The organism is Amycolatopsis sp. DG1A-15b, assembly GCF_030285645.1.
GTDB lineage: Bacteria > Actinomycetota > Actinomycetes > Mycobacteriales > Pseudonocardiaceae > Amycolatopsis.
Genome location: NZ_CP127296.1, coordinates 9,674,345 through 9,696,621, shown reverse-complemented (window position 1 = coordinate 9,696,621; position 22,277 = coordinate 9,674,345). Strand labels below are relative to the sequence as shown.

Here is a 22,277-nt window from a genome sequence, read left to right as displayed (position 1 = left end):
CGCGGGCGCTGGGTGGGTGTCCGAAGTGGCCACGGACGCAACCGGGACGGCGATCGCACCAGAGGTCAGCGCCGTGGTCAGCACAATTGAAAGGGCAGCACGAAACCGGATCTCGCCGCATGCATCTGAGTCTCCTCGGTCGACCGGCGCGAAGATTTCGGCTCGATATAAGCCCCATACCGGGCGCATCAAGACCCGTCAACCGCCATTTGCACTATGGCCGATATCACAACGCTGTTTCGCGGAGTGATGTTTTAGTCTGTCTGTGCCACGCAGGACTGGCCATGCATCCTGCCAGGGCCAGTCGTGGCGATTTGTCGCAATTGCGACGAAGGTGGGGGAATCGAAGAGGACGAGCAAGTGCTTTGCTTCATCGGACATCTTTTGTCATCGCTGCCATCGCGGTCAAGGACGACAGCCTCGCCGGTCCGCAGTGGACCGCGCAAACCGACCGCATCACCAACATTTCGTTGTCGGGTAAGCGAATCGGCACCCTACGTGATGGATCGGTCCTGATCGAAGAGGGAGACGGCCTGAACGGGTACGGCCTGCCGCCACGGCAACGTTGATGAGTAAGCGGTCATGGATTGCTGCCATTCGTTGGATCCGATGTGCCCGATGGCGGCGGTAAGCCCAGCGTTGTTGATCGCGTCGCGCTTTCATTCACAGAAAGTGTTTGCGCACCAGTGGTGAATCCGAACGGACCGCACCTATACCGTTACGAACCGGGAGCAGTTGTTGAACCCGTGGAGCAGAATTATCGGCGTCTGCGTGGCTGCGTTGACCGCCGTGGCGTGCGCGGCCGGGTCGGCATCCACGGGAACCACCGACACCAAGTGGATCGCGGCCTGGGGCACTGCCATGCGCGAGGCGATGCCGCTGAACGCCTCGAACTTCAGTTGCCGCAGCGCTGAACGCGTCAGCGCGGACGGCACACAGATCCGCATTCGACTGACCAACCAGTTCGTCCGCACGCCCACCACGTTCAACCGGGTCACTGTCGCGCAACGCGACACCGACAGCAGCATCGTCCCCGCCACCCTGCACGAGGTCACCTTCGGCGGCCAATCCGTGGTCACGATCCCGGCCGGCGGCGAGGTGTTCAGCGACCCGGTACCCATGCCGGTCACCGCGGGCGAGCAACTCGCGGTCAGCGTATATTCCGCCGGATCCGTCACCGAGTACCCCAACCACGAACTCGGGCTGATCGGTGAGTACTGCACCGACTTCGGCGGCGGCGCCGGGGACCACACAGGTGATCCCGGCCCGTATCCGGGCCGCGGGATCAACGTGGCCTGGGTGTCCAGCATCGAGGTGGCCGGTGGCCACACCACCGGCGCCGTAATCGTCCTCGGTGACTCGGTCGCCGACGGAGCACACGCCACTGTCAACACCTTCAGCACTTGGCCGGACGTGCTATCGCGCAGGTTGCAGGCCGTGGGCACGCCGCTGTCGGTCGTCAACGAAGGGGTCGCGGGGAACACCCTGATCACCCCCGGTGGAATCGGCCCGACCGGGGCACAACGGTTCGACCGGGACGTGCTCGGCCACAACGGCGCTCGAACAGTGATCATCGCCGAAGGCTCCAACGACCTCTACCTGGGCACGGACGCCGCCACCCTGATCGACGGACTCAAACAGCTGGCCGGCCGGGCGCACGCCGCCGGCCTACGAGTCGTCGGTGCCACTGTGACCCCGCGTCGCGGTGGGTGGTTCGGCGACGACGACGCCAAGGACGCGAACCGTGTTCAGGTCAACCAGTTCATCCGCACCGACAACCACTTCGACGCGATCATCGACTTCGACGCGATCATGCGCAACACCGATCCGAACTACCCCAACTCGGGCGCACCCGGCTACCAGAACTGGCTCAACCCCGTGTGGGACAGCGGCGACCGCATCCACCCCAACAACAACGGCTACGCCGTGATGGCCAACTCAATCGACCTGTCCACCTTGAACTGAACGGATTGCCGCCGTAAGGCGGACTGCGTGCCTCTGCATCAACGCAGACGGGCTGCGCCGCCGTCGCCCGCGGGGCGACGCTCCGCCGCCATCTGGTCAACGTCCCCACCCGAATCGCCCGGCCCCAAGGGCAAACGAACCCTGCACCTACCGGCCCACTGGCCAACAATGGAAACCCTGTGGGACGACATCTTCACCGGTCACAGCCGCCCGCCGCGATCCCGGGCGTGCTCGTGTCGGTCAGTGGGCGGGGGGCTAGATTCCCAGGGCCTGGCGGAGGGGTGTCGCCAAGGTGCGGATGTAGGTGTCCGTCAGGTGGTTGTCGCGGTAGACGACCACGTTGCCTACGACCGCCGGGCACAGGTCCGCCGTGCAGATCCAGTTCGTCAAGTCCACGACCCGCACGCCAGGGATGGTGGCCGCGGTGGTGGCCAAGGGGTCGGTGAAGGCGTCTACCGCCTTGGACCTTGGCTTGTCGCAGGAGTGGGGGGCTGGGTTGCGTTGCAGGCAGTTGAGGACGTTGTCGTCGGCGCGGGGGGTGTCCCTGATGACGGCGACGGGGATGCCCGCGGCGGTGATCTTTTCGAGGTACGAGCGGTAGCCCGCGGTGAGTGCCTCCGGGGACTTCCACGCCCACCTGAGGTCGTTGAGGTAGGACTCGGGGGACATGGCCGCGGTGACCAGGAGGTCGGGCTTGTCCGCCAGCATCGAGTCGATCTTCAGTTTGTCCTGGGCGGGGCACTCGGCGAACGGCTCCGGTCGGCTCGGGTCGGCGTCTCGGGTCTTGATCGGGGCCGCGGCGCTGAAGGGGCAGCCGTCGTGGAGCATGAACTTGACGCGCCAGCCGGCGCGGTTGGCGATGTCGATCAGGGCCGTGGCGAACTGGGTCATGTGCGAGTCGCCGATGACGACCATCGTCTTCGTCGCGTCGGCGCGGCCGTAGGCGCACCTGTCACTGTTCATCGGGAAGGCCACCGGGTCGTACTGGCCGCAGCCGTCGTGCCACACCGAGGCGATGTCCTTTGCTGCCACCGACGGGTCGGGGACGACCGGCACGCCCTCGCGCACGGTGAGTGCGTGCGCCGGGTCCAGCGCGAGCGCGCCGGGGTGGTCGGCGTCCAACGCGATGTCGGCGCGCAGCGCGTCGAGGCGGTGCTGCGCGATCTGCCACGGCACCGTCGCGGCCACCGTGGTGACCACCACCATGCAGGCGCCCATCGCGTAAGCGGCGCGGCGCCTCGGTCGCGCACCCCCGCGACGGGGCCGCGGTCGCCGCAGCGGGTCCTCGACCAGGTGCTTCGACAGCGCCGCGAGCACCAGGCTCGACACTGCGGCGACCAGCACCTGACGCTTGCTGAGCTTGGCGGCACCCGCCTCCTCCAACAGGAAGACCACCACCGGCCAGTGCCACAGGTACAGGCTGTAGGAGATGTCGCCCACGTAACGCAGCGGCGGCAGGCCCAGCAGCGGCGACAGTTCGCCGCCCCGGGGACGCTCGGCGGTGCCCGCGACCAGCAGCGCGGCCGTGCCCACCGTGGGCAGCAGGGCGATCCAGCCGGGGAACGCCATGTGCGTGCCGAAGGTGAAAGCGCTGACCAGCACCGCGCCCAGGCCCAGCCACCCCAGCGCCAGCCGCGCGGCGAAGCGCACGCGCACCTGGCGGATGACCATCGCGGTCAGGCCGCCGATGCCCAGCTCCCACATGCGGGTGGGGGTGATGAAGTACGCCTGACCGTGGTTGATCTGCGTATAGACCGCGGAGAACACCAGCGACGCCACCGTCATGACCGTGATCGCGCCGAACGCCACCGCCACCGGACGTGAACCGGACCGCCGCGCGATCGCCGCGCTGAGCAGCAGCAACAGCGGGATGACCAGGTAGAACTGCTCTTCGACGCTCAACGACCAGAAGTGCTGCACGGGCGAGGCGGAGGCGGTGGCTGTCGCGTAGTCCGACGAGAACAGGGCGAGCACCCAGTTCTGCGCGTTCAGCGCGGACGCCACCACCTCGCGCAGGATCTCCGGCCAGCGCGACACCGGCACCAGCAGCACCGTCGCCGCGACCGTGGCCAGCAGCACGACGGTCGCCGCGGGCAGCAGCCGCCGGATGCGCCGGGCGTAGAAGGTGAGCAGCCCGACCCGCCCGGTGCGGCGCAGCTCACCCGTGAGGGTGCCGATGATCAGGTAGCCGGAGATCACGAAGAAGACATCGACGCCGACGAATCCGCCGGGCAGCCACCCTGGCCTGAGGTGGTAGACGAGCACGAGGCCGACGGCGAGCGCGCGCAGACCCTGGATGTCGTCGCGCTGTTTGTGGCCGGTGCTCGCGGGTGCGGTGGGCACGGACGGGCGGCCGGTGACCGTAGACGTCATGATGCTCGAAGCCCTCCGTGGCTCTGTTTCCCCCCGGGCCCCTCGGCGACTGCCGTCCGGTATGAGCGCCGCAAGACCTCTCGCGCGCGTCCCAACAGGGCCCACGCGAACTATCCGCCTGCGCCCGACGGGCGTTACAGGCGCCGTTGAAGCTACCCCAACCCGACGCCTACCGCCTGCCGTCTGCCGGGAGGCTCGACGACGAGGCACCAGCCGAGACCAGTGACGCCGATTTCGCGAACGAGAGAGCCGCAGCGACGCGGGCGATACGGCAGAGCACCGCGTCGAATCTCGGCTTCTCCAGCGAGTTTGGATGGTTTGCGACGGCTGTGAGTCCGCGGCCAGGCCACCGCCGGCGAAGCCGAACACCTGCACGACACCCATCCGGGCTTGCCGCTGCTGTCCGGCGAGCACGCAAATCGACGTGGGCGCATTTCGCGTGCCACGCGGATGCCGACCTGCTCGTGCCCTCCCAGAGGTCGGTGCGTGCGGTGACATTACCGCGATGGAATCGTTCTTCTCCGTGCTGCAATGTGCGAACACATGGGGTGGTCACTTGCCGACGTTCGGAGCTGACACCTCGCCGCTACCCCTGGCCGCAGGCCGAGCGGCCAGGGGTGGCGGTCGACGCCGTTGCAGCAGGCGAGAACCGGGACTTCCGGTCAGGTCCGGTTCAGTTGCCACTGCTGGTTGGCACCGCCGTTGGCGGCCCACTGCACGACCTGTGCCCCGTCGCTCGTCGCCGCTCCGGAGACGTCCGCCACCAGGCCGCTGTCGTGGCTGGCGATCGTGTAGTAGCCGTTGCCGGTGGCGCGCAGGTACCACATCTGGTTGGGGCCGCCGTTGGCCGTCCACTGCTGCAGTTGCAGCCCGGCCGTGCTGCTGTTGGCGTTGACGTCGAGCACCTTTCCGCTCGGGACGTACTGGAGGGTGTAGGAGCCGTCGGAGGTCGTGGCGATGGTCCAGGTGGCGGTGCTGCTCTGCTGGACCACCTTGGCGCCGTCCGCGGTGGAGTTGCCCGCGACAGCGAGCGGCTTGCCGCTGTTGCGGTTGACGATGCGGTAGGTGCCCGGTGCGGGTCCGTCTCCGCCGCCTCCGGCGAGGTTGAAGTACTCCACCGCGTCGGTGAAGACGGGGCTACCGGACTTCGTGGTCGACAGCTGCAGGTACACGCGGTTGCCGGTGGCCGGGGCGGTGAAGGACACCGGCTGGGTGACCCGCGAGCCGAGCGGGACGGTCAGGGTCGTGCTTCCGGACGCGACGACCGCGCCGTCCGGCGCGTCGAGCCGCGCCGTCCAGGTGAAGCCCACCGAGGTGTCGGCGAAGTCGTCGTTGAAGACGGTGATGTTGCGGGTGACCGTGGCGTTCCGGGCGTAGTTGGGCACGGCCTGCGGCAGCGGGAAGGTGCCGTTCGAGTCCGAGGCGCCGGAGGCCGACCAGAACGGCAGGTCGACCGCGGCCACCGGGTTGAACGCCGCCTGCACGCGCTGGATCTGCGGGTTGCTCCAGGGGGCCGGGAAGTTGTCCGCGCCGTAAATGGGGTGACCGCCCTCCTCCGGGGTGAAGTCGGTGGTCCGCACTCCGGGCACGACGCTGGCCCAGGCGGACAGCAGCGTGTACGGACGCAGGTCGGTGGCGTTCTTGCCGCGCTTGGCCAGGGTTGCCGTGGCGAACCACTCGAAGCCCTGCTTGTTGTTGCACGCCGGCCAGATGAACTCGCCCTCGCCGTCGGGCCGCCCATTCGCGGTGACCACGCCCTCCCCGTACCTGCCGAAGCCGTCGATGTAGTGCGAGATCACCGCGAAGTTGGGGTACGTCATCCCGGGGTAACTGTTGACATTCGCGCCGACGCCCAGCTCGGCAATGACCGGCCGGGTGCCGTCGGCGCCGTTCATCGCCGCGTACAGGTCCTTCTCGAACTGTTCGGAATCCTGGCCGCTCTGGTTCGGCTCGTTGTTCTGACTCCAGCGGATGACCGCGGGGTGGTTGCGGTCGCGCAGGACCAGCGCACGGGCGTGGTTGACCATGTTGTCGTGCCCGGCGATCCAATCCTGCCCGGACTGGGAGCCGCGAATCGCGACCTCGTCGATGACCATCAGGCCCATCTCGTCGGCGACATCCAACATGTACGGGCTTGCGGGCTCCTGGTGGACGCGTATCACGTTGTAGTTGAGGCGCTGGTAGTTGTCCACCGTCTGCGGCCAGCCGCCGTTGTTCGACGAAGGGGGCAGGAAGCCGGGCAGGGTGTCGTAGGCGTCGCCCTTGCCGCCGTTGTTGATCCGGTCGTAGTCGGCACCCTGGAGGTTGTCGCCGCGGAAGTTCACGCGCACGCCGTTGAGGTAGTAGTAGTCACCGTTCTGGGTGGCCTCCCGGAACCCGAACCGGTACGTGGCGTCGCTGGTGTGCCCGTCATCGGTGACGGCACGCACCGCAAGCCGGTGCAGCTGCGCCCGGTACCCCGGCCGGTACGGCACGTTGGGCCACCAGTACGAGGTGCTGTCGAGGTTCCACGCGACCGGCCCGACGGTCACGGTCGCGGTCGAGTGGGCCGCCACGGTGACCGTGCGGCTGGGCAGTTCCGGGTAGCTGAAAGCCGTTCCGTTGTCGGACGACAGCGACCCGGTCAACGTCACCGACCGGGAGCTGCCCGACGTGTTGCGCACCGACACGTCGTAGCTCAACGTCTTGTTCGCCACTGACGTCCGCACGAATGTGTCGCTGACGGACACCGCCGGGTACGTCCGCAGGAACGCCGAACGGTAGATCCCCTGGGGAACCGCCTCGGACCACTCGGCGGCGTCGGGCACCAGGTACCGGCCGTTCGACGCCTTCAACGCGCCGCGGCCCTTCACGTCGACGCTGATCGTGTGGGTGCTGCCGGGGGCCGCGTAGGCGGAGATGTCGAAATTCGACGGCGTGAACGCCGTGGTCTGCGTCGCCACCACCCGGCCGTCGACCGACAGCGTCGCCTGGTGGTTGACCGCCCCGAACTCGATCCACGTCGACTGCGGCTGACCCGAGTCGGGCACGGTGATGCTGCGCGAGTACACCGCCTCGTTCACGTCGGTGAAGCCCTGCTTGTACCAGCCGCCGCCGGGCACGGTGATCGAGGTCGCCCCCCGGCCCGTCGGCGTGAAACTCCACGTCCCGGCCAGGTCGACCGAGGCGAGCGCGGCGGCGCCGGCAGCTGCGGCCGCGGGCGCCGGCTGTGGTGCGACGGCCGGCTGTGCTGCGGCGGCGGGTTGTCCCGTGTCGATGATCGCGAGGAGGGTGGCGCCGGCCAGCGCTGCGCGGGCGAAGCGCCGGGATAGCGTGCGAGGGTTGTTCTGACGCATCAAGAAACCCCTTTCGCGGGTGCGCGTCTACGGGGATACACCGATCATCGGACCCATCGTCACTACCCGCCGGGGCCGCCGAAACGGAGAGGTCCACTATGGACTCGTCTACCGGCTCCATGCCCGCGGAGCAGGGCATCGGTCGGTAAGCAATCGTGTTCGAACCGGTTCGACCGAACGATAAGCGGGGTCGACTCGTGGTGTCAAACATGTCCATGGCTTGCGGCGAAAGAAGAGCGCGATCCCGGGAAACTTTCAGAGAAGGGCGCAATGCCGGGAAACTTTCAGGCCGCAACCGGGTGCCCCGGCAAGACACACGCCATAAGAGCCGCACCAATGGCACCGGCAGGCAGCATCGGTCACCGTCAACGGCGTGGCCCGTAAGTCGGTGACCGCTGCGGTGAGACCTGGAGGGCGAAAGCGAGTTGCTGCGTCTGGAACGCAGCGCCGACCCGGTGGTAGTCGATCGCGGGCCCGGCCGAGGTCACGTCGTGGGTGAACCGGACTGTGCCGGTCGAGGTCATCCGGATCATCTCCTCACCGTGTCGACGCGGTGATCGAGGACCTGCCGGCGTTCCGGCGCGAACGCCCACAGGAACGCCAGCGCGACGAGGGCCATGCCGGCGGCGACGAGGGGCACGAAGCCGACTCCGGCCACGGTGATGACACCACCGCCGAGCGCTGCCCCACCCCCGCTGCCGACGTAGATCATCGAGCCGTTCAGCCCGAGCGCCACGGTCGCCGCCGCGCCGCCGGCCGCGAACACCCGGGTCTGCTGCGGCGTCACCTGGAAAGAGGCGACCAGGCCGAGCACGGCGAGTGCGGCTATCGCCGGTACGAGGCTCAGCCGGACGATCCAGAGCGCGACCAGCGCCAGTGCGCTGACCGTCAGGCCGACCGTGATCACCCGGAGCGCGCCCCAGCGATCGGCGAGGTGTCCCACCAGGCGGTTCCCGGTGAAGAAGGCGACGCCGAACACGACCAGCGCGACGACCGCCGAGGTGGCCGTCTGGCCTTGCGCGCCGATGATGGGGGCGATGTAGCTGATGACGGCGAACTGCGGCACGAGCTGGAGTGCGGTGCCGCAGAGCAGCAGGAGCACACTGGGTGTGCCGAGGATGCGGATCCTCTCGCGCAGTGACGCGACGGGCAGCCGGACGCCGGGCAGCGCCAGGCAGAGTGCCGCGGCCACCACGGCCCCACCGGTGATCAACCACAGCGCCGCGCGCCAACCGAGGTGCTGTCCGACCAGCGCGCCGATCGGCACCCCGATGACCGTGGCCAGGCTGGATCCGGCGCCGACCACCGCCAGCGATCGCGCCCGCCGCTCCGGCGCCGAAAGGAACCCGACGACCGCGTACGCGTTGGCCTGGAACCCGGCCGCGCCGAGTGCGGCCAGGATCCGCCCGGCCAGCACCACTGCGTACGTCGGGCCGAGCGCCTGGCCGACCATGCCGAGCAGGAAGACCACCATCCCGCCGCCGAGCACGACGCGCCGGTCGAGCCGGCCGGTGGCGGTCGCGATCAGCGGCGAGCTGATCGCGTAGGTGAGCGCGAACGTCGTGGTCAGCTGCCCGGCTTGGGCAAGGCTGACGTGCAGGTCCTGGGCGACCGCGGGGAGCAGCCCCGCCAGCACTAAGCCGTCCACCCCGAGCACGAACGTGCCGACGGCGAGCACCGCCAGCCGTGACGAGGAGAGTGACTTCGATGATGATCGAATCATGGCGGCAACGGTAGACTAGACTTCGATGGACGTCAAAGTCCGCCGCCCGTCCCGCGCGAAGGAGTCTCGATGTCGCGAAAGCTGCCGGAGCCGTCGGTCGACGACCTGGACCTGACGACGATCCTCGGCGCTTTGGTCGACCCGGCTCGCCGGACGATCATGGCGGTGATGTACCAGGGGCCGGAACCGTTCGACTGCAGCGCGAGCACGTGGTGCGCGAATCTCGGGTTGACCCCGCCGACCGTCTCGCACCACTTCCGCACGCTGCGCGAAGCCGGCCTGACCCGCACCGTCGTCGACGGCCGCACGCGCAACGTGCGGGTGCGCAAGGAAGATGTGGAGAAACGCTTCCCCGGTCTCCTCGATGCCTTGCTGACCCACGAGCACGACACCGAGGCGATCAACCGGCTGATCAAGCCGTGACGCCGCCTACGCGAGCTGTTCCCTCGGGGCCGGTGCGCCGGTGGCCGCGGCCAGCCGGAGACCGGTCTCGGCGGCACTGCCCGGGACGGCGGTCATGATCACGATCTTCAGCTCGGTATCGCCGTCTCCCAGCACGTCGCAGTTCACCGCGATCGGTCCCACCGACGGGTGGTGGATCGTCTTCTCGTCCTCACGGTGGCCGGCGACGGAGCCGGTGGCCCACAGCTGCGCGAACCGCCGGTTGCCCGCGGTCAGTTCGCGGATCAGCCCGGCGAGGCGGGCATCGCGCGGGAACCGTCCGGTGGCGCGGCGCAGGTCGGCGACGACGGCGAGGTCCGTGGTCTCGGCGTCGACCTCGGTCACGGGCCACTGGGCGAGGCAGGCGGGGCCCGTGCCCAGCGGGAACCGGTCGCGGGCGAAGTTGCGCAGGCGGGGCTCCGCGGACGAGGGGTCGCCCAGCAGCGCGGCCCAGCTGCGGTTCCACCAGACCAGCTGCCAGTCGGCCGCGAACACGGCGACCGCGACGTCGCCGAGCCGGGAGAGCACGCGGTGGACCCCGGGCGGGATGTGGTCCGAGATCGTGCCGTCCGCGGGCGGGGTGAGCCCGGCGAGCCGGTACAGGTGGTCCCGTTCGGGGCCCGAGAGCTGCAGCGCACGCGCGAGGGAGGCGACCACCTGCACCGAGGGCGTGGTGGCCCGGCCCTGTTCCAGGCGGACGACGTAGTCGACCGACAAGCCGGCGAGGTCGGCGAGCTCTTCGCGGCGCAGCCCGGCCGCACGGCGGTTGCGGCCGACCGGCAACGCCGCGGCGGAGGGCGGCAGCCGGTCCCGCCAGGTGCGGATCATCGCGCCCAGCCCGGCCCCGGGTGTCGTGCTCACGTTCCCATCTTGCCCCGGGTCCGGCCGCCGGGCACGGGCCGACGGTGGTACTGCTGTTCCTACCGTCGAGGCATCCCTGGCCGGCCGCGGCCGGCGAGCCGAAGATCGATCGCATGACGATCACCTTCATCACCGGAGCGAACAAGGGGCTCGGCCGCGAGACCGCCCGCCGGCTCGTCGAGGCCGGCCACACCGTGCTGGTCGGAGCCCGCGACCGGGAGGCGGGCGCGAGCGCCGCCGCCGCGGTCGGTGCGCGGTTCGTGCCCATCGACGTGACCGACGACGCGTCCGTCGCCGCCGCGGCCGCCGACGTCGCCGCGCACGAGGGCGCGATCGACGTGCTGATCAACAACGCCGGCATCCACGGCCCGGCCGGTGACCCGTCCGGCCTGACCGGCGCCGACGTCCTGGGCGTCTTCGACGTCAACCTCGCCGGCGTGGTGCGGACGACCACGGCGTTCCTGCCGCTGCTGCAGCGGTCGGCGGACCCCGTGATCATCAACGTCAGCAGCGGGATGGGCTCCCTCGTCCTCACCCACGACCGGTCGCGAGCCGAGTCCAAGGTCGTCGCACCGCTCTACACCGCTTCGAAGGCGGCGTTGACGATGCTGACCACGCAGTACGCGAAAGCGTTTCCCGGCATCCGGATCAACGCCGCGGACCCCGGCTACACGGCGACCGACCTCAACGGCCACAGCGGCCCGCAGACCGTCACCGAGGGCACCGACGCCATCGTCGGCCTGGCCACCGAGCAACCGGGCGCCGGCTCCGGGCGCTTCGTCGCCCGCAGCGGCGAGATCGCCTGGTCCTGAATGCGGTCATTGGCTTCTCGCGTTTTTCCGGACACACTCACCGTGTGCGCTTCTCGTGCCACCCACCCAGGAAGCGATCGTCGCCCGGAACCGGCTGCGGCGGGTCGGTAGCGTGCCGCAGGCAGAACTGTCCTGGGAGGGCCGAGATGATCTCGGCCCTCCCAGGACAGTTCGGTACGAGGATCAGATCTTGCCCGCGGCCACGTCGGCGAGGGTCACGCGGGAGGACTTGTAGTTCACCACGTAGTGCTTGGACGGTTCCGCCGAGGTGATCTCCTCCCGGATCGGCAGGCCGTTGTCGGCGTTGATGATGAGGACGTCCGTACTGCCGCCCAGGATGGCGGGGGGCGCGGTGAGGGTCAGCGCGGCCTGGCCGTCGACGCTGGTCTTGCCGACGATCATGTCCGGGATGGTCGCGTACAGCTTCAGCACGCCCGCGCGGACCTCCGCATCGGCGGCGTTGGCGAACAGCGCGTGTTCGGCGTTGCTCCACAGGTGGTTGTTGATGAGGTTTTCCAGGTCCTTGCCCGTCGGACGCGGTTTGGGGGCGGGAACCGGCTTGCCGATCTTGCGGAGCATCTCCGCGGTCTCGGCTTGGGCGGCCGCCCAGGCCTTGTCGGCCTCGGCGGGGCTCAGGCCGAGTCCCAGGGCGTTGCCGGACGCGGTGATCATCGCGATCCTGGCCTTGTCCACGTCGCCGTTCGCGGCGAGACGGGCCGCCGCCATCACCTTCCCGTCGTACGGCGTAGCAGGCTGGGCGTCGCCCTTGGCGACTGCGTCCACCAGGGTCTTCGTCGAGTCGCCCGTGAACTGCTGGCCCTTGTCGGTGTAGAGGGTGTAGTTGAGGTCCGGCTTGTTGTCCAGCCCGAACTTCGTGTTGATGATCAGCGACGCGTCCCCTGGCTGCGTGCCGGCCGCCTGGACCGCGGAGGCCAGCTTCACCAGCGGTGCCTCGACCGCCTGCGGAGCCGCATCGGCCGAGCCGGCCGGGCCGGCCGGGCCGGCCGGGACGCTGCCGCCTGACGTAGCCATCACCACAGCCGCCGCGACGGCTGCCGCACCCACGGCGGCGACACTGACCTTGGGCCAGGAGAACCAGCGCTTCGGTCGCACGACCGTGGCCGCGGGTTCCGCCATCGCCGTCTGCAGTGCCGTGCGCGCACGGTCATAGGCCTCGGGACTGGGAGACGGCACGTCACGCAGATTCTTCATGAGATCCATTTCATCCATGGGGCTGTCTTTCAGGTTGTCGGGACTTGCAGCAGCGCGACCACTTCGGGGGCTTCACGCAACGCCTTGCGCGCCTGGTGCAACAGGCGGCGGGCCGTGCCGGCCGGGATGTCGAGCACCCGCCCGGCCTCGGCGACGGTCAGGTCCTCCCAGGCGACCAGGCCCAGCACTTCCCGCTCTTCCGGTTTGAGCCGGGCCAGTGCCCTGCCCAGCAGTGCCTGCGTGTCCACGCGGGCATCCACCGCCGGCCAGGGATCCCAGTCATTCGCCACGCCGCTCAGGTCCGGCGCCGGCTCCTCGGCAGGTCGGGACCGCCAGTGCCGGCGCAGCCTGTTCAGCGCGACGCCGTACAACCAAGGCCTGGCTTCGGGATACGAACGGTCATAGTTCGCCCGGGACTCGTAAGCCGCCACCCACACATCGCCGAGCACGTCCTCGGCGGCCTGCCGCCCCACTCTGCGCGCCAGATAGTTCCCGAGCGCGGTCTCGTGCCGGCTGATCACTTCCACGAAGGCATCGGTGTCTCCGCGCAGCGACCTACCGATTAGTTCCGCGTCTGACGACATGAAGCTCCTCGGGTTTCGCTTCGCCCTGACAACCCGTCTTTGCCAACGCGCGCCCAAAGCGTTCAGGTTACGTCACCCCATGCCGAACATCGCTGGTCAGGCCACGTGCGATGACGAATTCAGCGGACCTCGGCGCGGACGGCGGTGTCGAGGTCGGTGACGGTCAGCTGGAAGGCGCGGGCCGTCTCCGTCGCGTCCATCCGGAACGGTGCGTACCACTGGTAGTCCATTTCGGACACCTCACGGGCCATCGGCACGATCAGCCCGGCTGTGCGCATCACGAAACGCGGCAGCTGGACCAGCTTGATCGGTGGCCGGCCCGCCGCGGTGGCGTAGCGCCGCGCCAGCTCGCGGATGGTGACAGCCGGCGGGGACGGGACGTGCCAGGGCCGGCCCCACGCGCGTTCCTGCGAGGCCAGCTTGACGAGGGCGCGTGCCATGTCGACGTTGACGGTGAACGTGTGCGGCATGTCCAGGTGACCGGTGATCCAGGCCGCTTTCCCCTTCTTCAGGGCCGGCTCGATGAGCAGGGCGTAGATGCCGTTGGCGTCCTTGCCGATGTAGTCGGAGCCGCGGACCTCGACGGTGCGGATACCCGCGGCGAGGGCCTGTTCCCACATGCGCCTGCGCAGGCGCCCCTTGTGCCCGACGGCGGCCATCGGGGTGCGCTCGTTCATCCGGCCATCGGGCTGCGGGCCGTAGGCGTACAGGCTGCCGGTCAGCGCGAGGACGGCGTCGTTGGCCTTGGCGGCGGCGATGGCCGCCGTCTGCAGGGGCGGCAACAGGCGCTCCCACGCCGTGTACGAGGGCGGGTTGGCGCAGTGGTAGATCACCTCCGCGCCGCGGGACAGCTCGGTCAGGCGGGACGGGTCGGACGCGTCCGCGGCGACCCGGTCGATCAGCCGGTGCTCGGGACCCGAACCGCTGCGGGTGACGATCCGGACGGTCTCCCCCTGCTCGACGAGCAGCCGGGCGACGTTGCTCCCGATCGAACCGGCGCCGATGACGACGTGCTTGGCCATGACGAGCTCCTTGCTAACGTTGTTAGATTTCCTAACGTCGTTAACTCTGGCGCTCTTCGCCGACGCGGTCAAGGGCGGTGACTAGTGTTCGAGACACCATCGAAGTGAAGTGACGGACCATGCCGACCAGCACGAGACGGGCCCGCGAACGGGCGAAGACCCGGGAGCGGATCATCGAGGCCGCCCTGCACGTCCTCGAGGCCGACGGCATCGCGGCCTTGACGATCCGGCGCATCGCCACCGACGTCGAATACTCCGCACCCGTGGTCTACCAGCACTTTGCCAACAAGGACGCGCTCCTGCTCGAACTGGTCGCGCACGGCCACCGCCTGATGCTGACCGAGGTCCGCGAGGCCGCCGACGAGCCCGACACGGATCGGCGCATGACGCGCATCGCTTCGGAGTACGTGCGGTTCGCCGGCGCGCACCCCCACCTCTACCGGGTCATGAACGACCCGGTCGTCGACGGGGACGAACGCCGGCGCGTCGCGGAGCCGGCCATCGACGTCCTCAAGGAGTTGCTCACCAGCTGGTCGACGGCTCACGACGTGGCCCTGGCCGATCCGGACCAGGCCTGCGAGATCCTCTGGGGCACACTGCACGGCATCGCGTCGCTGGGCCACCTCGGCCAAATCGGCAACGATCGCGCCCGCCACCTCGCCGAACAGGCGCTCCACGCGATCCTCCTCGGCTGGCGTACCGAAGCGCCGGCGAACGATCGGGCGGCGCGCGGCTAGCGCCCCGAGGCTGACTGGGAGCACTTCGCCCCAAGCGTGTTATCAGTGAAAACAAGTTCCTTGTAGCACTGACACGTCTGTCGTGTTATCGTCGAAAAGCCACAAGAGTTATCGACGATAACAGGAGATCATCATGACCGTCCCCTCTACCCAGGCACGGGTCGCGCTGGTCACCGGGGGTTCCGGAGGCATCGGACGCGCCGTCGTCGAACGCCTCGCCCGGGAGGGCTACCACCTCGGCGTGCACTACTCGGCCAACAAAGCCACCGCGGACGAGATCGTCGAAAGCATCACCGCGGCCGGTGGCCACGCGATCGCCGTCGGCGGGGACGTCGCCGACGAGGTGGCCATGGCCGCCGCCTTCGACTCGGTCGAAGAAGCCTTCGGCGGCATCGACGTCCTGGTGCACACCGCCGGGATCATGCGGCTCCAGCCGATCGCCGACCTCGACCTGTCCGAACTGGACGCCGTGCACCGCACCAACATCCGCGGCACCTTCGTCGTCGACCAGCTGGCCGCCCGCCGGCTGCGCGCCGGCGGAGCCATCGTGAACTTCTCCACCTCCGTCGTGGGCCTTCAATTCCCCGGCTACGGCGCCTACGTCGCCAGCAAGGGCGCGGTCGAAGCCCTCACCCTGGTCCTGGCCCGGGAACTGCGCGGCCGCGACGTCACCGTCAACGCCGTCGCCCCCGGCCCCACCGCGACCCCGCTGTTCCTCGACGGCAAGGACGAAGCGGCGATCGAGAAGCTGGCCGCCCAGCCGCCCCTGGAACGGCTGGGCCGCCCCGAAGACATCGCCCACCTCACGGCGTTCCTCGTCGGCCCCGACGGCCGGTGGGTCAACGGCCAGAACATCCGCGACAACGGCGGAATCATCTAGGAGACCCCACCATGTCCGAGCAGAACGTCATCCTGATCACCGGCGCGTCCAGCGGGTTCGGCAACCTCGCCGCCCGGGCGCTGGCCCGGGTCGGCCACACCGTCTACGCCGGCATGCGCGCCACCGACGGCCGCAACGCTCCCCGCGTGGCCGAGCTCGCCGAGCTGGCAGAAGCGGAGAACATCGACATCCGCGGCGTCGAAATGGACGTGCAGGACCAGAACTCCGTGGACACGGCCGTCGCGGACGTCCTGGCCCGGCACTGGCACATCGACGTCGTGGTGCACAACGCGGGCCACATGGTCCTCGGACCGGCCGAAGCCTTCACCACCGAACAGCTCGGCCAGCTCTACGACGTCAACGTGCTCTCGACCCAGCGGGTCAACCGCGCCGTGCTGCCGGCACTGCGTGCCCGGGGCCGCGGGCACCTGGTGTGGATCGGCTCGTCCTCGACCCGCGGTGGCCATCCCCCGTTCCTCGGCCCGTACTTCGCCGCCAAGGCGGCGATGGACGCCCTCGCCGAGAGCTACGCGGCGGAACTGATCAAGTACGGCATCGACACCACGATCGTCGTGCCCGGCGCCTACCCCAGCGGCACCAACCACTTCGCGCACGCCGGCACCCCCGCCGACACGGAACGCGACGCCGCATATCAAGCGGAGTACGGCGAACTGCGCGACGGGATGGCCCAAGCGCTGGCCGGCATCTTCCCCGAAGGCCGCACCACCGACGAGGTCGCCGACGAGATCGTGCGCGTCGTCGGCCTGCCGTCCGGGCACCGCCCCTTCCGGGTCCACATCGACCCCAGCAACGACGGCAGCGAAGTCGTCTCCGTCGTCAACGACCGCATCCGGGCCGAGTTCTACCGCCGGATCGGCATCGGCGAACTGCTGCCGGCCAACGCCGTCCACTGATCCCGCACAGCGAGAAACGAGGAAAAACCCATGCCTTTCGCCCACTTCAAGGTCCCGGCCGGCACGCTCGAGCCGGAGCAGAAGAAGCTGATCATCGACCGCACCACCGACCTCTACGCCGAAATCTACGGCGAAGCCGCCCGCCGGAACGTGCTCGTGCTCGTCGACGAAGTCGTCGACGGCGGCTGGGGCATCGGCGGCACCGTCCTCACCGCCGCCATGATCAACGGTGACACACCGGCCGGGACCAGCGGCCGGTGAGCCGGGCCCGTGCCGGTGAGCCGGGCCCGCTCCACGGCGCACGACCGGCACCGGCGCGCTGTATACAGTGACCCGGAAGTCCCGGTGGCCGGGGCAGGTCAGGGAAGGGTGAGTGGGCTGGTCGTGTCCGATGCCACCACACGCAGCGCGAAAGCCGGCGACCTCCGCACCCGCATGCTCGCCGCCGCCGAAGAACTCCTGATCACCTCCGCCGACCACGACATTTCCACCCGCGCGGTGTGCGACGCGGTCGGCGTGGCCCAGCCCATGCTGTACCGGATCTTCAAGGACAAGAACGGCCTGCTGCACGCCCTGGTGCAGAACGGGTTCGAACGCTACGTCGTGCGGAAACAGGCGCTCGAGACCACCGACGACCCGGTCGCCGACCTGCGCGCGGGCTGGGACGACCACATGGACTTCGCCCTCACCAACGGCGCGCTCTACCGGCTCATGTTCTCCCCCGCCCTGGCGGAGGTCCCCGCGCCCGCCGGCCGGATCTTCGAGCTGCTGACCCGGGCGCTCGACCGCTGCGCGGCGATCGGCGCGCTCCGGATCCCGTCGGCCGAAGCGGCGCAAGCGATCCTGTCGGCGAACGTCGGCGTCGCGTTGAACATGCTTTCCCAGCCCGCGCGCTATGCCGACCCCGGCCTCTCCCACCGCGTCCGCGACGCGGTCTTCGCCGCGTGCCTCACCCCCGAAACCACAGCGGAACCGGCACCGGGCAACGCGATGGCGGTTCCGGCGCTCGCGCTGGAGGCGCAACTCAAGAAGCCGGGCACGTCACCGCTGGAACCCGAGGAGACCGCCCTGCTCCTCAAGTGGCTGAACCGGATCCGGAGCTCTCCTTCGCCGGAGCAGGGCGAACGGCCGGGGCGGGCGTAGAATCCCGGGAATGCGGATCGGCGAGCTGTCCAGGCGCACGGGCGTGAGTTCGCGTTCCTTGCGGTACTACGAAGAGCAGGGCCTGCTGACCAGCTCACGCTCCGGCGCCGGGCAGCGTCACTACGCCGAAGCCGTGGTCGAGCGCGTGTCGCTCATCCGGCAGCTGTTCGACGCGGGCCTGTCCAGCCGGGTGATCGCCTCGGTGCTGCCGTGCGTGGAAACCCCTGCCGACCCGGGAGTCGCCGAGGAGGCGTTCGCGACGATGACGCGCGAACGCGACCGGATCGACGCCGAGATCGCCCGCTTGATCGAGGCCCGGGACGCGCTCGACGTGGTGCTCGAGGCCAACACCCGGCACCGAGCGGAGCTGGCCGCGGAGCCGGTGGCCCGGTCGGCCTGATGGTGTGACCCGCGCCTCGGCCGGTTGCTCCTGACGCCGGTGTCAGCGGGCAGCAGGGCCCGTCTCTTGTGGACGGTGTCCGATCCCCTCGTCGCGAAAGGCCGCTACCGCACACTCGGCCGCGCTGCCCGCATCTTCCGCGACGACGACGCCACCGGTGATCGTGATCGCCGGCTCGAGCGGGATCGCCCGAACGCGGGTCGAGTGGATCTCGGCGGCCTGGTCGGCGGGCAGCACCGTCCAGCTCCGCGAATCCGAGCCGACTTCGACGATCGTGTCCTGGAGCGTGCCGGTCGGCCTGCCCGCCCGCGGGCACAGCCCGGTTTCGCGCAGCGCCAGGCCCACGGCGTCGTGCAACGGCGGGTCGTGCTCCCGCGCGGGCAAGCGCAGCGTGTCGCCGGCCAGCTCGGCCAGGCCGACGGCACTCCGGTCCGCGGCCGGGTGGTGCTTGGACACCACCGCCAGCAGGTTCTCCGTCCAGGCCGGCAACACCGTCAACCCGGGTACGGAGCCCACGCCACGGGTCAGCGCCAGGTCGAGGTCACCCTGCCGGAGAGCGTTGAGCCGGGCCTCGACCGGCAGATCGACCAGCACCACGTCGAACTCCGGCGCCCGCTCGCGCAGAGCGTCGATCCCCCGTTCCAGACGAGCGGTCAGGCCGGCGGCGGTGCCGATGCGCACGATCGTCGGGACCTGCTTCGCCGCGATCGCCACCTGGCCGGCTGCGGCGAGCGTGCTGCGTGCCGCGTCGAGCACCCGCTGCCCGGCCGCGGTCAGCCGGACCCGCCGCGGCGACCGGTCGAGCAGCCGGACCCCGAGTTCCCGCTCCAGCCGGGCGATCTGCTGGCTGACCGCGGGCTGGGCGATGTGCAGCCGCTCGGCGGCCCGGCCGAAGTGCAGCTCGTCGGCGACGGCGACGAAATACCGCAGCGCCCGCAACTCCATGGTTCCTGCCTGGACTGGTCCAACGATAAGCTCAGCTTATCGCAGCACGTACCGGTTGGCGCTGGTTCGCGTGGCCGGCCGCTGCTGTAGTCGTGCTCATGACCATCGAACCCGGGCCGCTCGGCGCCTACCTGACCGCCGCCGACGCGACCGCGACGGACGCCGCCGCACTGGAGGAAGCCGGCTACCGCGCGATCTGGCTGGCGGCGTCTCCGGCCGCCGACCTCCTCCCGGCCGAGCGGCTGCTCGACGCCACGAACCGGATCGTGGTGGGCACCAGCGTGCTCAACGTGTGGCAGGCCGACGCGGGCACCGTCGCCGACTCCTACCACCGGATCGCGGGCAAGCACGCCGGCCGGCTGCTCATCGGCATCGGCGCCGGCCACCGGGAGGTCGACGCCGGGTACACCTCGCCGGTGGCGAAGGTCGCCGGCTACCTGGAGACCCTGACCGCGGCCGGCGTCCCCGCCGACCGCGTGCTGCTGGCCGCGCTCGGCCCCAAGATGCTCCGGCTGGCGGCCGAGCGCGCCGCGGGCACACTCACGCTCCAGGTGACGCCCGAACACACTCGCCGCGCCCGGGAAGCCCTGGGCCCGGACAAGCTGGTGGTGCCCGGCCACGGCGTGCTGCTGGACACCGACGCCGACCGGGCCCGGGAGACCGCCCGGGCCGGGCTGCGCCCCCTCCTCGGTATCGCCAACTACGCCGGCAACCTCCGGCGCATCGGCTACACCGACCACGACCTCACCGACCCGTTCAGCGACCGGTTGATCGACGCGCTCGTGCTCCACGGCGACGCGACAGCCATCGCGGCAGGCATCCGCGCGCAGATCGCGGCGGGAGCGAACCACGTCGGCCTGCACGCGCTGGGCGAGGACCCGATCGGTGTCCTGCGCGCGATCGCCGCAGCCACGCGCGAACCGGAGACGCTGCGGGCCTAGCCGAGCAATGCGCAACTCGGTCAGTGGTCGCCGGGGTGGGGTTTGCGGTTGCGGTAGGAGGGCCGGTTCAGCCGGACGCCGCGTTCGGTGAGGTAGCGGTCCAGTTCGGCGGGAGACGTAGCCTTACTTGGCCCAGCCGGCCAGCTCGGAGCGTTTGATCGTGGGCCGGGATCGGCCGCATTCCACCGGGTGGCCACCGCTCGGCCCGCGGCCCGCGGCCCGGTGCTCAGACAGCCGTGGGAATGGTGCGCAGCCCGGCGAGCACCAGGCTCAGGCCGAAGGCGAACCTGCTGTCCGCTTCGGCGCGCTGGTGGCCACGCTTGTGGGCCTGCTCTTCGATCGTGTAGCCGTTGAGGTAGCTGGTGAGCACGTCGGCGGCGGCCTCGGCGGTCGGCCCGTCCATTCCCACGTCCGTGAACAGCCGGCGCAACCGTTCGATGAAGGCCTGCGCCATGGGTCCGGGCTCGCCCATCTCGACGATGAGCCGGGCACCGTCGGTGTGCGCGAGCATCGCGGCCCTCAGGGCCCCGATCATCGCGCCGGCCTGCTCCGGCCAGTCCTCGTCCGGGACCGGCACGGCACACGCCTCGCCGATGATGCGCTCGGCCACCGCGTCCAGCAGCGCTTGCTTGCTCGGGTAGTGCCAGTACAGCGCGCCCACCTGCACGCCGAGCCGAGCGGCGAGCTTGCGGGTGGAGAACGTGTCGAGACCCACCTCGTCCAGGTGGGCGATCGCGGCGTCCAGCACCACCGCCGGAGTCAACGGCATCCCTCGATCATGCCACCGGCCTTGCCACTTGAACAGTGCTCAAGTAAATTGAGCACTGTTCAAGTCGCTCTTCGGGAGGTGCGTGATGCGGGTTTCCGTGATCGGAGCCGGTCTGGGCGGTCTGTGCCTGGCTCAAGGACTCCGCGGCGCCGGCATCGACGTCGGCGTCCACGAGCGGGACCCGGCGATCACCGCACGTTTTCAGGGCTACCGGCTCGTGCTGAGCCCGGTGGGTTACGAGGCGCTGCGCGGCTGCCTGCCGCGGCGCTGGCACCCGTTGCTCGACGCGATCCTGGACGACGCGGTCGTCGAGCCGCTGATCCTGGACCCGCACCTGAACAAGATCGGTGAACTCGGGCCCGCGCGGTCCGGACTCGTCGTCGACCGCCACGTGCTCCGGCACCTGCTGCTCACCGGACTCACCGTGCACACCGATGCCGCGCTGACCGGCTACGGCGTGCTGGACCACGGCGAAGGCCGAGTCGAAGCCCGGTTCACGCACGGCCACCGGACCACCGCCGACCTGCTGGTCGGGGCGGACGGGGTCGGCTCCGCCGTCCGCGCGGTGCTCTCGCCGCAGACCGTCCCGGCCGACACCGGCGTCCGGTTCGTCATCGGCCGGACACCGATGACGGAGCGCTTCGCCGGGCTGTCCCGGGCCTTCGGCTCGAAGATCGTCGGGGACGGGCCGAGCCTGTTGCTCGGAGCGATGCGGTTCCGCACTCCGCCGAAGCAGGCCGCCGAGGAACTGGCACCCGAGGTGACCCTGCCCGATATCGGTGACTACGTGCGCTGGGCCATGATCCTCCCCCCGAACGGCTCGCTCGGCGCCGAGACGCCGCAAGAGGCCGTTCTGTCCAGGATCGACGGCTGGCACCCGGACCTGCGGGCGCTTGTCGAGGAGGGCGACCCGGACAACAGCACCCTGCTGTCGATCCGGGTGGTCGAGCCACGCGAGCGGTGGGCGCGCGGCCCGGTCACCCTGCTCGGAGACGCCATTCATGCCACCTCCCCGACCGGCGGAAACGGCGCGAACACCGCCCTGCGCGATGCCGACCTGCTGCGCCGATGCCTGCTCCGGGTCACCGAGGGGACCCAGGACCTGCTCGACGCGGTCGGCGAGTACGAGCGGCAGATGTTCGAGTACGGCGCCGAAGCGGTGCGCCACAGTCTGGAAGCGCTGCCCGCCTACGTCTCACACCCCCGTTGACCAACGGAAC

The 22,277-nt window shown here is 69.9% G+C and carries 20 protein-coding genes; 11 read left to right on the top strand and 9 right to left on the bottom strand.

Features of this window, described 5'->3' with window-relative positions; all coding sequences use genetic code 11:
- The first annotated feature begins 771 nt into the window (after positions 1 to 771).
- On the top strand, positions 772 to 1,965 hold the full coding sequence (locus QRY02_RS45095; RefSeq protein WP_285988799.1) for a GDSL-type esterase/lipase family protein: 1,194 nt from the start codon (positions 772 to 774) through the stop codon (positions 1,963 to 1,965).
- Between the two features lie 255 nt (positions 1,966 to 2,220).
- Here QRY02_RS45095 and QRY02_RS45090 read toward each other — a convergent pair whose 3' ends face one another.
- From QRY02_RS45090 to QRY02_RS45080, 3 genes are all read right to left on the bottom strand, one after another.
- Positions 2,221 to 4,338, bottom strand: coding sequence for an acyltransferase family protein (locus tag QRY02_RS45090; protein ID WP_285988798.1), 2,118 nt, complete (start codon positions 4,336 to 4,338; stop codon positions 2,221 to 2,223).
- 662 nt (positions 4,339 to 5,000) lie between these two features.
- The gene (locus tag QRY02_RS45085) at positions 5,001 to 7,673 is read right to left on the bottom strand and encodes an RICIN domain-containing protein (RefSeq protein ID WP_285988797.1); all 2,673 of its coding nucleotides are present in this window, start codon (positions 7,671 to 7,673) and stop codon (positions 5,001 to 5,003) included.
- A 529-nt stretch (positions 7,674 to 8,202) separates the two neighbouring features.
- Positions 8,203 to 9,396 (bottom strand): MFS transporter, encoded by a 1,194-nt coding sequence (locus QRY02_RS45080; protein ID WP_285988796.1) that lies wholly within the window; start codon positions 9,394 to 9,396, stop codon positions 8,203 to 8,205.
- A 69-nt stretch (positions 9,397 to 9,465) separates the two neighbouring features.
- On the opposite strand from QRY02_RS45080, the gene QRY02_RS45075 reads away from it, so the two are divergent.
- Positions 9,466 to 9,819 (top strand): ArsR/SmtB family transcription factor, encoded by a 354-nt coding sequence (locus QRY02_RS45075; RefSeq protein WP_285988795.1) that lies wholly within the window; start codon positions 9,466 to 9,468, stop codon positions 9,817 to 9,819.
- Between the two features lie 6 nt (positions 9,820 to 9,825).
- On the opposite strand, the gene QRY02_RS45070 is transcribed toward QRY02_RS45075, so the two are convergent.
- Positions 9,826 to 10,698, bottom strand: a complete 873-nt coding sequence (locus QRY02_RS45070; protein ID WP_285988794.1) for a helix-turn-helix transcriptional regulator — start codon at positions 10,696 to 10,698, stop codon at positions 9,826 to 9,828.
- Positions 10,699 to 10,811: 113 nt separating this feature from the next.
- On the opposite strand from QRY02_RS45070, the gene QRY02_RS45065 reads away from it, so the two are divergent.
- Positions 10,812 to 11,510 (top strand): SDR family NAD(P)-dependent oxidoreductase, encoded by a 699-nt coding sequence (locus QRY02_RS45065; RefSeq protein ID WP_285988793.1) that lies wholly within the window; start codon positions 10,812 to 10,814, stop codon positions 11,508 to 11,510.
- Between the two features lie 183 nt (positions 11,511 to 11,693).
- On the opposite strand, the gene QRY02_RS45060 is transcribed toward QRY02_RS45065, so the two are convergent.
- The 3 genes from QRY02_RS45060 to QRY02_RS45050 form a co-directional block, all read right to left on the bottom strand.
- Positions 11,694 to 12,722, bottom strand: a complete 1,029-nt coding sequence (locus QRY02_RS45060; RefSeq protein ID WP_285988792.1) for a hypothetical protein — start codon at positions 12,720 to 12,722, stop codon at positions 11,694 to 11,696.
- A 29-nt stretch (positions 12,723 to 12,751) separates the two neighbouring features.
- Positions 12,752 to 13,306 carry an RNA polymerase sigma factor gene (locus QRY02_RS45055; RefSeq protein WP_285988791.1) on the bottom strand — a complete coding sequence of 185 codons (555 nt, stop codon included), beginning with the start codon at positions 13,304 to 13,306 and terminating at the stop codon, positions 12,752 to 12,754.
- A gap of 119 nt (positions 13,307 to 13,425) precedes the next feature.
- Complete coding sequence (locus QRY02_RS45050; protein WP_285988790.1) at positions 13,426 to 14,328, bottom strand: NAD-dependent epimerase/dehydratase family protein; 903 nt, start codon at positions 14,326 to 14,328, stop codon at positions 13,426 to 13,428.
- A gap of 119 nt (positions 14,329 to 14,447) precedes the next feature.
- Here QRY02_RS45050 and QRY02_RS45045 point away from each other — a divergent pair, with 119 nt between their 5' ends.
- The 6 genes from QRY02_RS45045 to QRY02_RS45020 all read left to right on the top strand — a co-directional run bounded on the left by QRY02_RS45045 (position 14,448) and on the right by QRY02_RS45020 (position 18,402).
- Positions 14,448 to 15,065: a TetR/AcrR family transcriptional regulator gene (locus QRY02_RS45045; RefSeq protein WP_285988789.1), complete on the top strand. Its 618-nt coding sequence runs from the start codon at positions 14,448 to 14,450 to the stop codon at positions 15,063 to 15,065.
- A gap of 133 nt (positions 15,066 to 15,198) precedes the next feature.
- Positions 15,199 to 15,945, top strand: coding sequence for an SDR family oxidoreductase (locus tag QRY02_RS45040; RefSeq protein WP_285988788.1), 747 nt, complete (start codon positions 15,199 to 15,201; stop codon positions 15,943 to 15,945).
- Positions 15,946 to 15,956: 11 nt separating this feature from the next.
- A complete protein-coding gene (locus QRY02_RS45035; protein WP_285988787.1) occupies positions 15,957 to 16,859 on the top strand; it encodes an SDR family NAD(P)-dependent oxidoreductase in 903 nt (300 codons plus the stop codon).
- A gap of 30 nt (positions 16,860 to 16,889) precedes the next feature.
- A complete protein-coding gene (locus QRY02_RS45030) occupies positions 16,890 to 17,120 on the top strand; it encodes a tautomerase family protein (protein ID WP_285988786.1) in 231 nt (76 codons plus the stop codon).
- A 108-nt stretch (positions 17,121 to 17,228) separates the two neighbouring features.
- On the top strand, positions 17,229 to 18,002 hold the full coding sequence (locus tag QRY02_RS45025; protein WP_285988785.1) for a TetR/AcrR family transcriptional regulator: 774 nt from the start codon (positions 17,229 to 17,231) through the stop codon (positions 18,000 to 18,002).
- 10 nt (positions 18,003 to 18,012) lie between these two features.
- Positions 18,013 to 18,402 (top strand): MerR family transcriptional regulator, encoded by a 390-nt coding sequence (locus QRY02_RS45020; RefSeq protein WP_285988784.1) that lies wholly within the window; start codon positions 18,013 to 18,015, stop codon positions 18,400 to 18,402.
- Positions 18,403 to 18,444: 42 nt separating this feature from the next.
- On the opposite strand, the gene QRY02_RS45015 is transcribed toward QRY02_RS45020, so the two are convergent.
- Entirely contained in the window at positions 18,445 to 19,347 is a 903-nt protein-coding gene (locus QRY02_RS45015) for a LysR family transcriptional regulator (RefSeq protein ID WP_285988783.1), read from the bottom strand.
- A 98-nt stretch (positions 19,348 to 19,445) separates the two neighbouring features.
- Between QRY02_RS45015 and QRY02_RS45010 the strand changes: the two genes are divergently transcribed.
- Complete coding sequence (locus tag QRY02_RS45010) at positions 19,446 to 20,288, top strand: TIGR03620 family F420-dependent LLM class oxidoreductase (RefSeq protein WP_285988782.1); 843 nt, start codon at positions 19,446 to 19,448, stop codon at positions 20,286 to 20,288.
- 226 nt (positions 20,289 to 20,514) lie between these two features.
- Here the strand turns inward: QRY02_RS45010 and QRY02_RS45005 are convergent, their stop codons facing one another.
- Positions 20,515 to 21,057, bottom strand: coding sequence for a TetR/AcrR family transcriptional regulator C-terminal domain-containing protein (locus QRY02_RS45005; protein ID WP_285988781.1), 543 nt, complete (start codon positions 21,055 to 21,057; stop codon positions 20,515 to 20,517).
- Positions 21,058 to 21,142: 85 nt separating this feature from the next.
- On the opposite strand from QRY02_RS45005, the gene QRY02_RS45000 reads away from it, so the two are divergent.
- On the top strand, positions 21,143 to 22,267 hold the full coding sequence (locus QRY02_RS45000; protein ID WP_285988780.1) for an FAD-dependent oxidoreductase: 1,125 nt from the start codon (positions 21,143 to 21,145) through the stop codon (positions 22,265 to 22,267).
- Positions 22,268 to 22,277 lie beyond the last annotated feature (10 nt).

Bases quoted from the DNA above. Each gene is read 5' to 3' on its own strand.
- QRY02_RS45020 (WP_285988784.1), top strand. From the start codon at position 18,013: ATGCGGATCGGCGAGCTGTCCAGGCGCACGGGCGTGAGTTCGCGTTCC.
- QRY02_RS45090 (WP_285988798.1), bottom strand. From the start codon at position 4,338: ATGACGTCTACGGTCACCGGCCGCCCGTCCGTGCCCACCGCACCCGCG.
- QRY02_RS45050 (WP_285988790.1), bottom strand. From the start codon at position 14,328: ATGGCCAAGCACGTCGTCATCGGCGCCGGTTCGATCGGGAGCAACGTC.
- QRY02_RS45075 (WP_285988795.1), top strand. From the start codon at position 9,466: ATGTCGCGAAAGCTGCCGGAGCCGTCGGTCGACGACCTGGACCTGACG.
- QRY02_RS45045 (WP_285988789.1), top strand. From the start codon at position 14,448: ATGCCGACCAGCACGAGACGGGCCCGCGAACGGGCGAAGACCCGGGAG.
- QRY02_RS45055 (WP_285988791.1), bottom strand. From the start codon at position 13,306: ATGTCGTCAGACGCGGAACTAATCGGTAGGTCGCTGCGCGGAGACACC.
- QRY02_RS45060 (WP_285988792.1), bottom strand. From the start codon at position 12,722: ATGAAGAATCTGCGTGACGTGCCGTCTCCCAGTCCCGAGGCCTATGAC.
- QRY02_RS45030 (WP_285988786.1), top strand. From the start codon at position 16,890: ATGCCTTTCGCCCACTTCAAGGTCCCGGCCGGCACGCTCGAGCCGGAG.
- QRY02_RS45005 (WP_285988781.1), bottom strand. From the start codon at position 21,057: ATGCCGTTGACTCCGGCGGTGGTGCTGGACGCCGCGATCGCCCACCTG.
- QRY02_RS45040 (WP_285988788.1), top strand. From the start codon at position 15,199: ATGACCGTCCCCTCTACCCAGGCACGGGTCGCGCTGGTCACCGGGGGT.
- QRY02_RS45065 (WP_285988793.1), top strand. From the start codon at position 10,812: ATGACGATCACCTTCATCACCGGAGCGAACAAGGGGCTCGGCCGCGAG.
- QRY02_RS45035 (WP_285988787.1), top strand. From the start codon at position 15,957: ATGTCCGAGCAGAACGTCATCCTGATCACCGGCGCGTCCAGCGGGTTC.
- QRY02_RS45010 (WP_285988782.1), top strand. From the start codon at position 19,446: ATGACCATCGAACCCGGGCCGCTCGGCGCCTACCTGACCGCCGCCGAC.
- QRY02_RS45000 (WP_285988780.1), top strand. From the start codon at position 21,143: ATGCGGGTTTCCGTGATCGGAGCCGGTCTGGGCGGTCTGTGCCTGGCT.
- QRY02_RS45080 (WP_285988796.1), bottom strand. From the start codon at position 9,396: ATGATTCGATCATCATCGAAGTCACTCTCCTCGTCACGGCTGGCGGTG.
- QRY02_RS45085 (WP_285988797.1), bottom strand. From the start codon at position 7,673: ATGCGTCAGAACAACCCTCGCACGCTATCCCGGCGCTTCGCCCGCGCA.
- QRY02_RS45015 (WP_285988783.1), bottom strand. From the start codon at position 19,347: ATGGAGTTGCGGGCGCTGCGGTATTTCGTCGCCGTCGCCGACGAGCTG.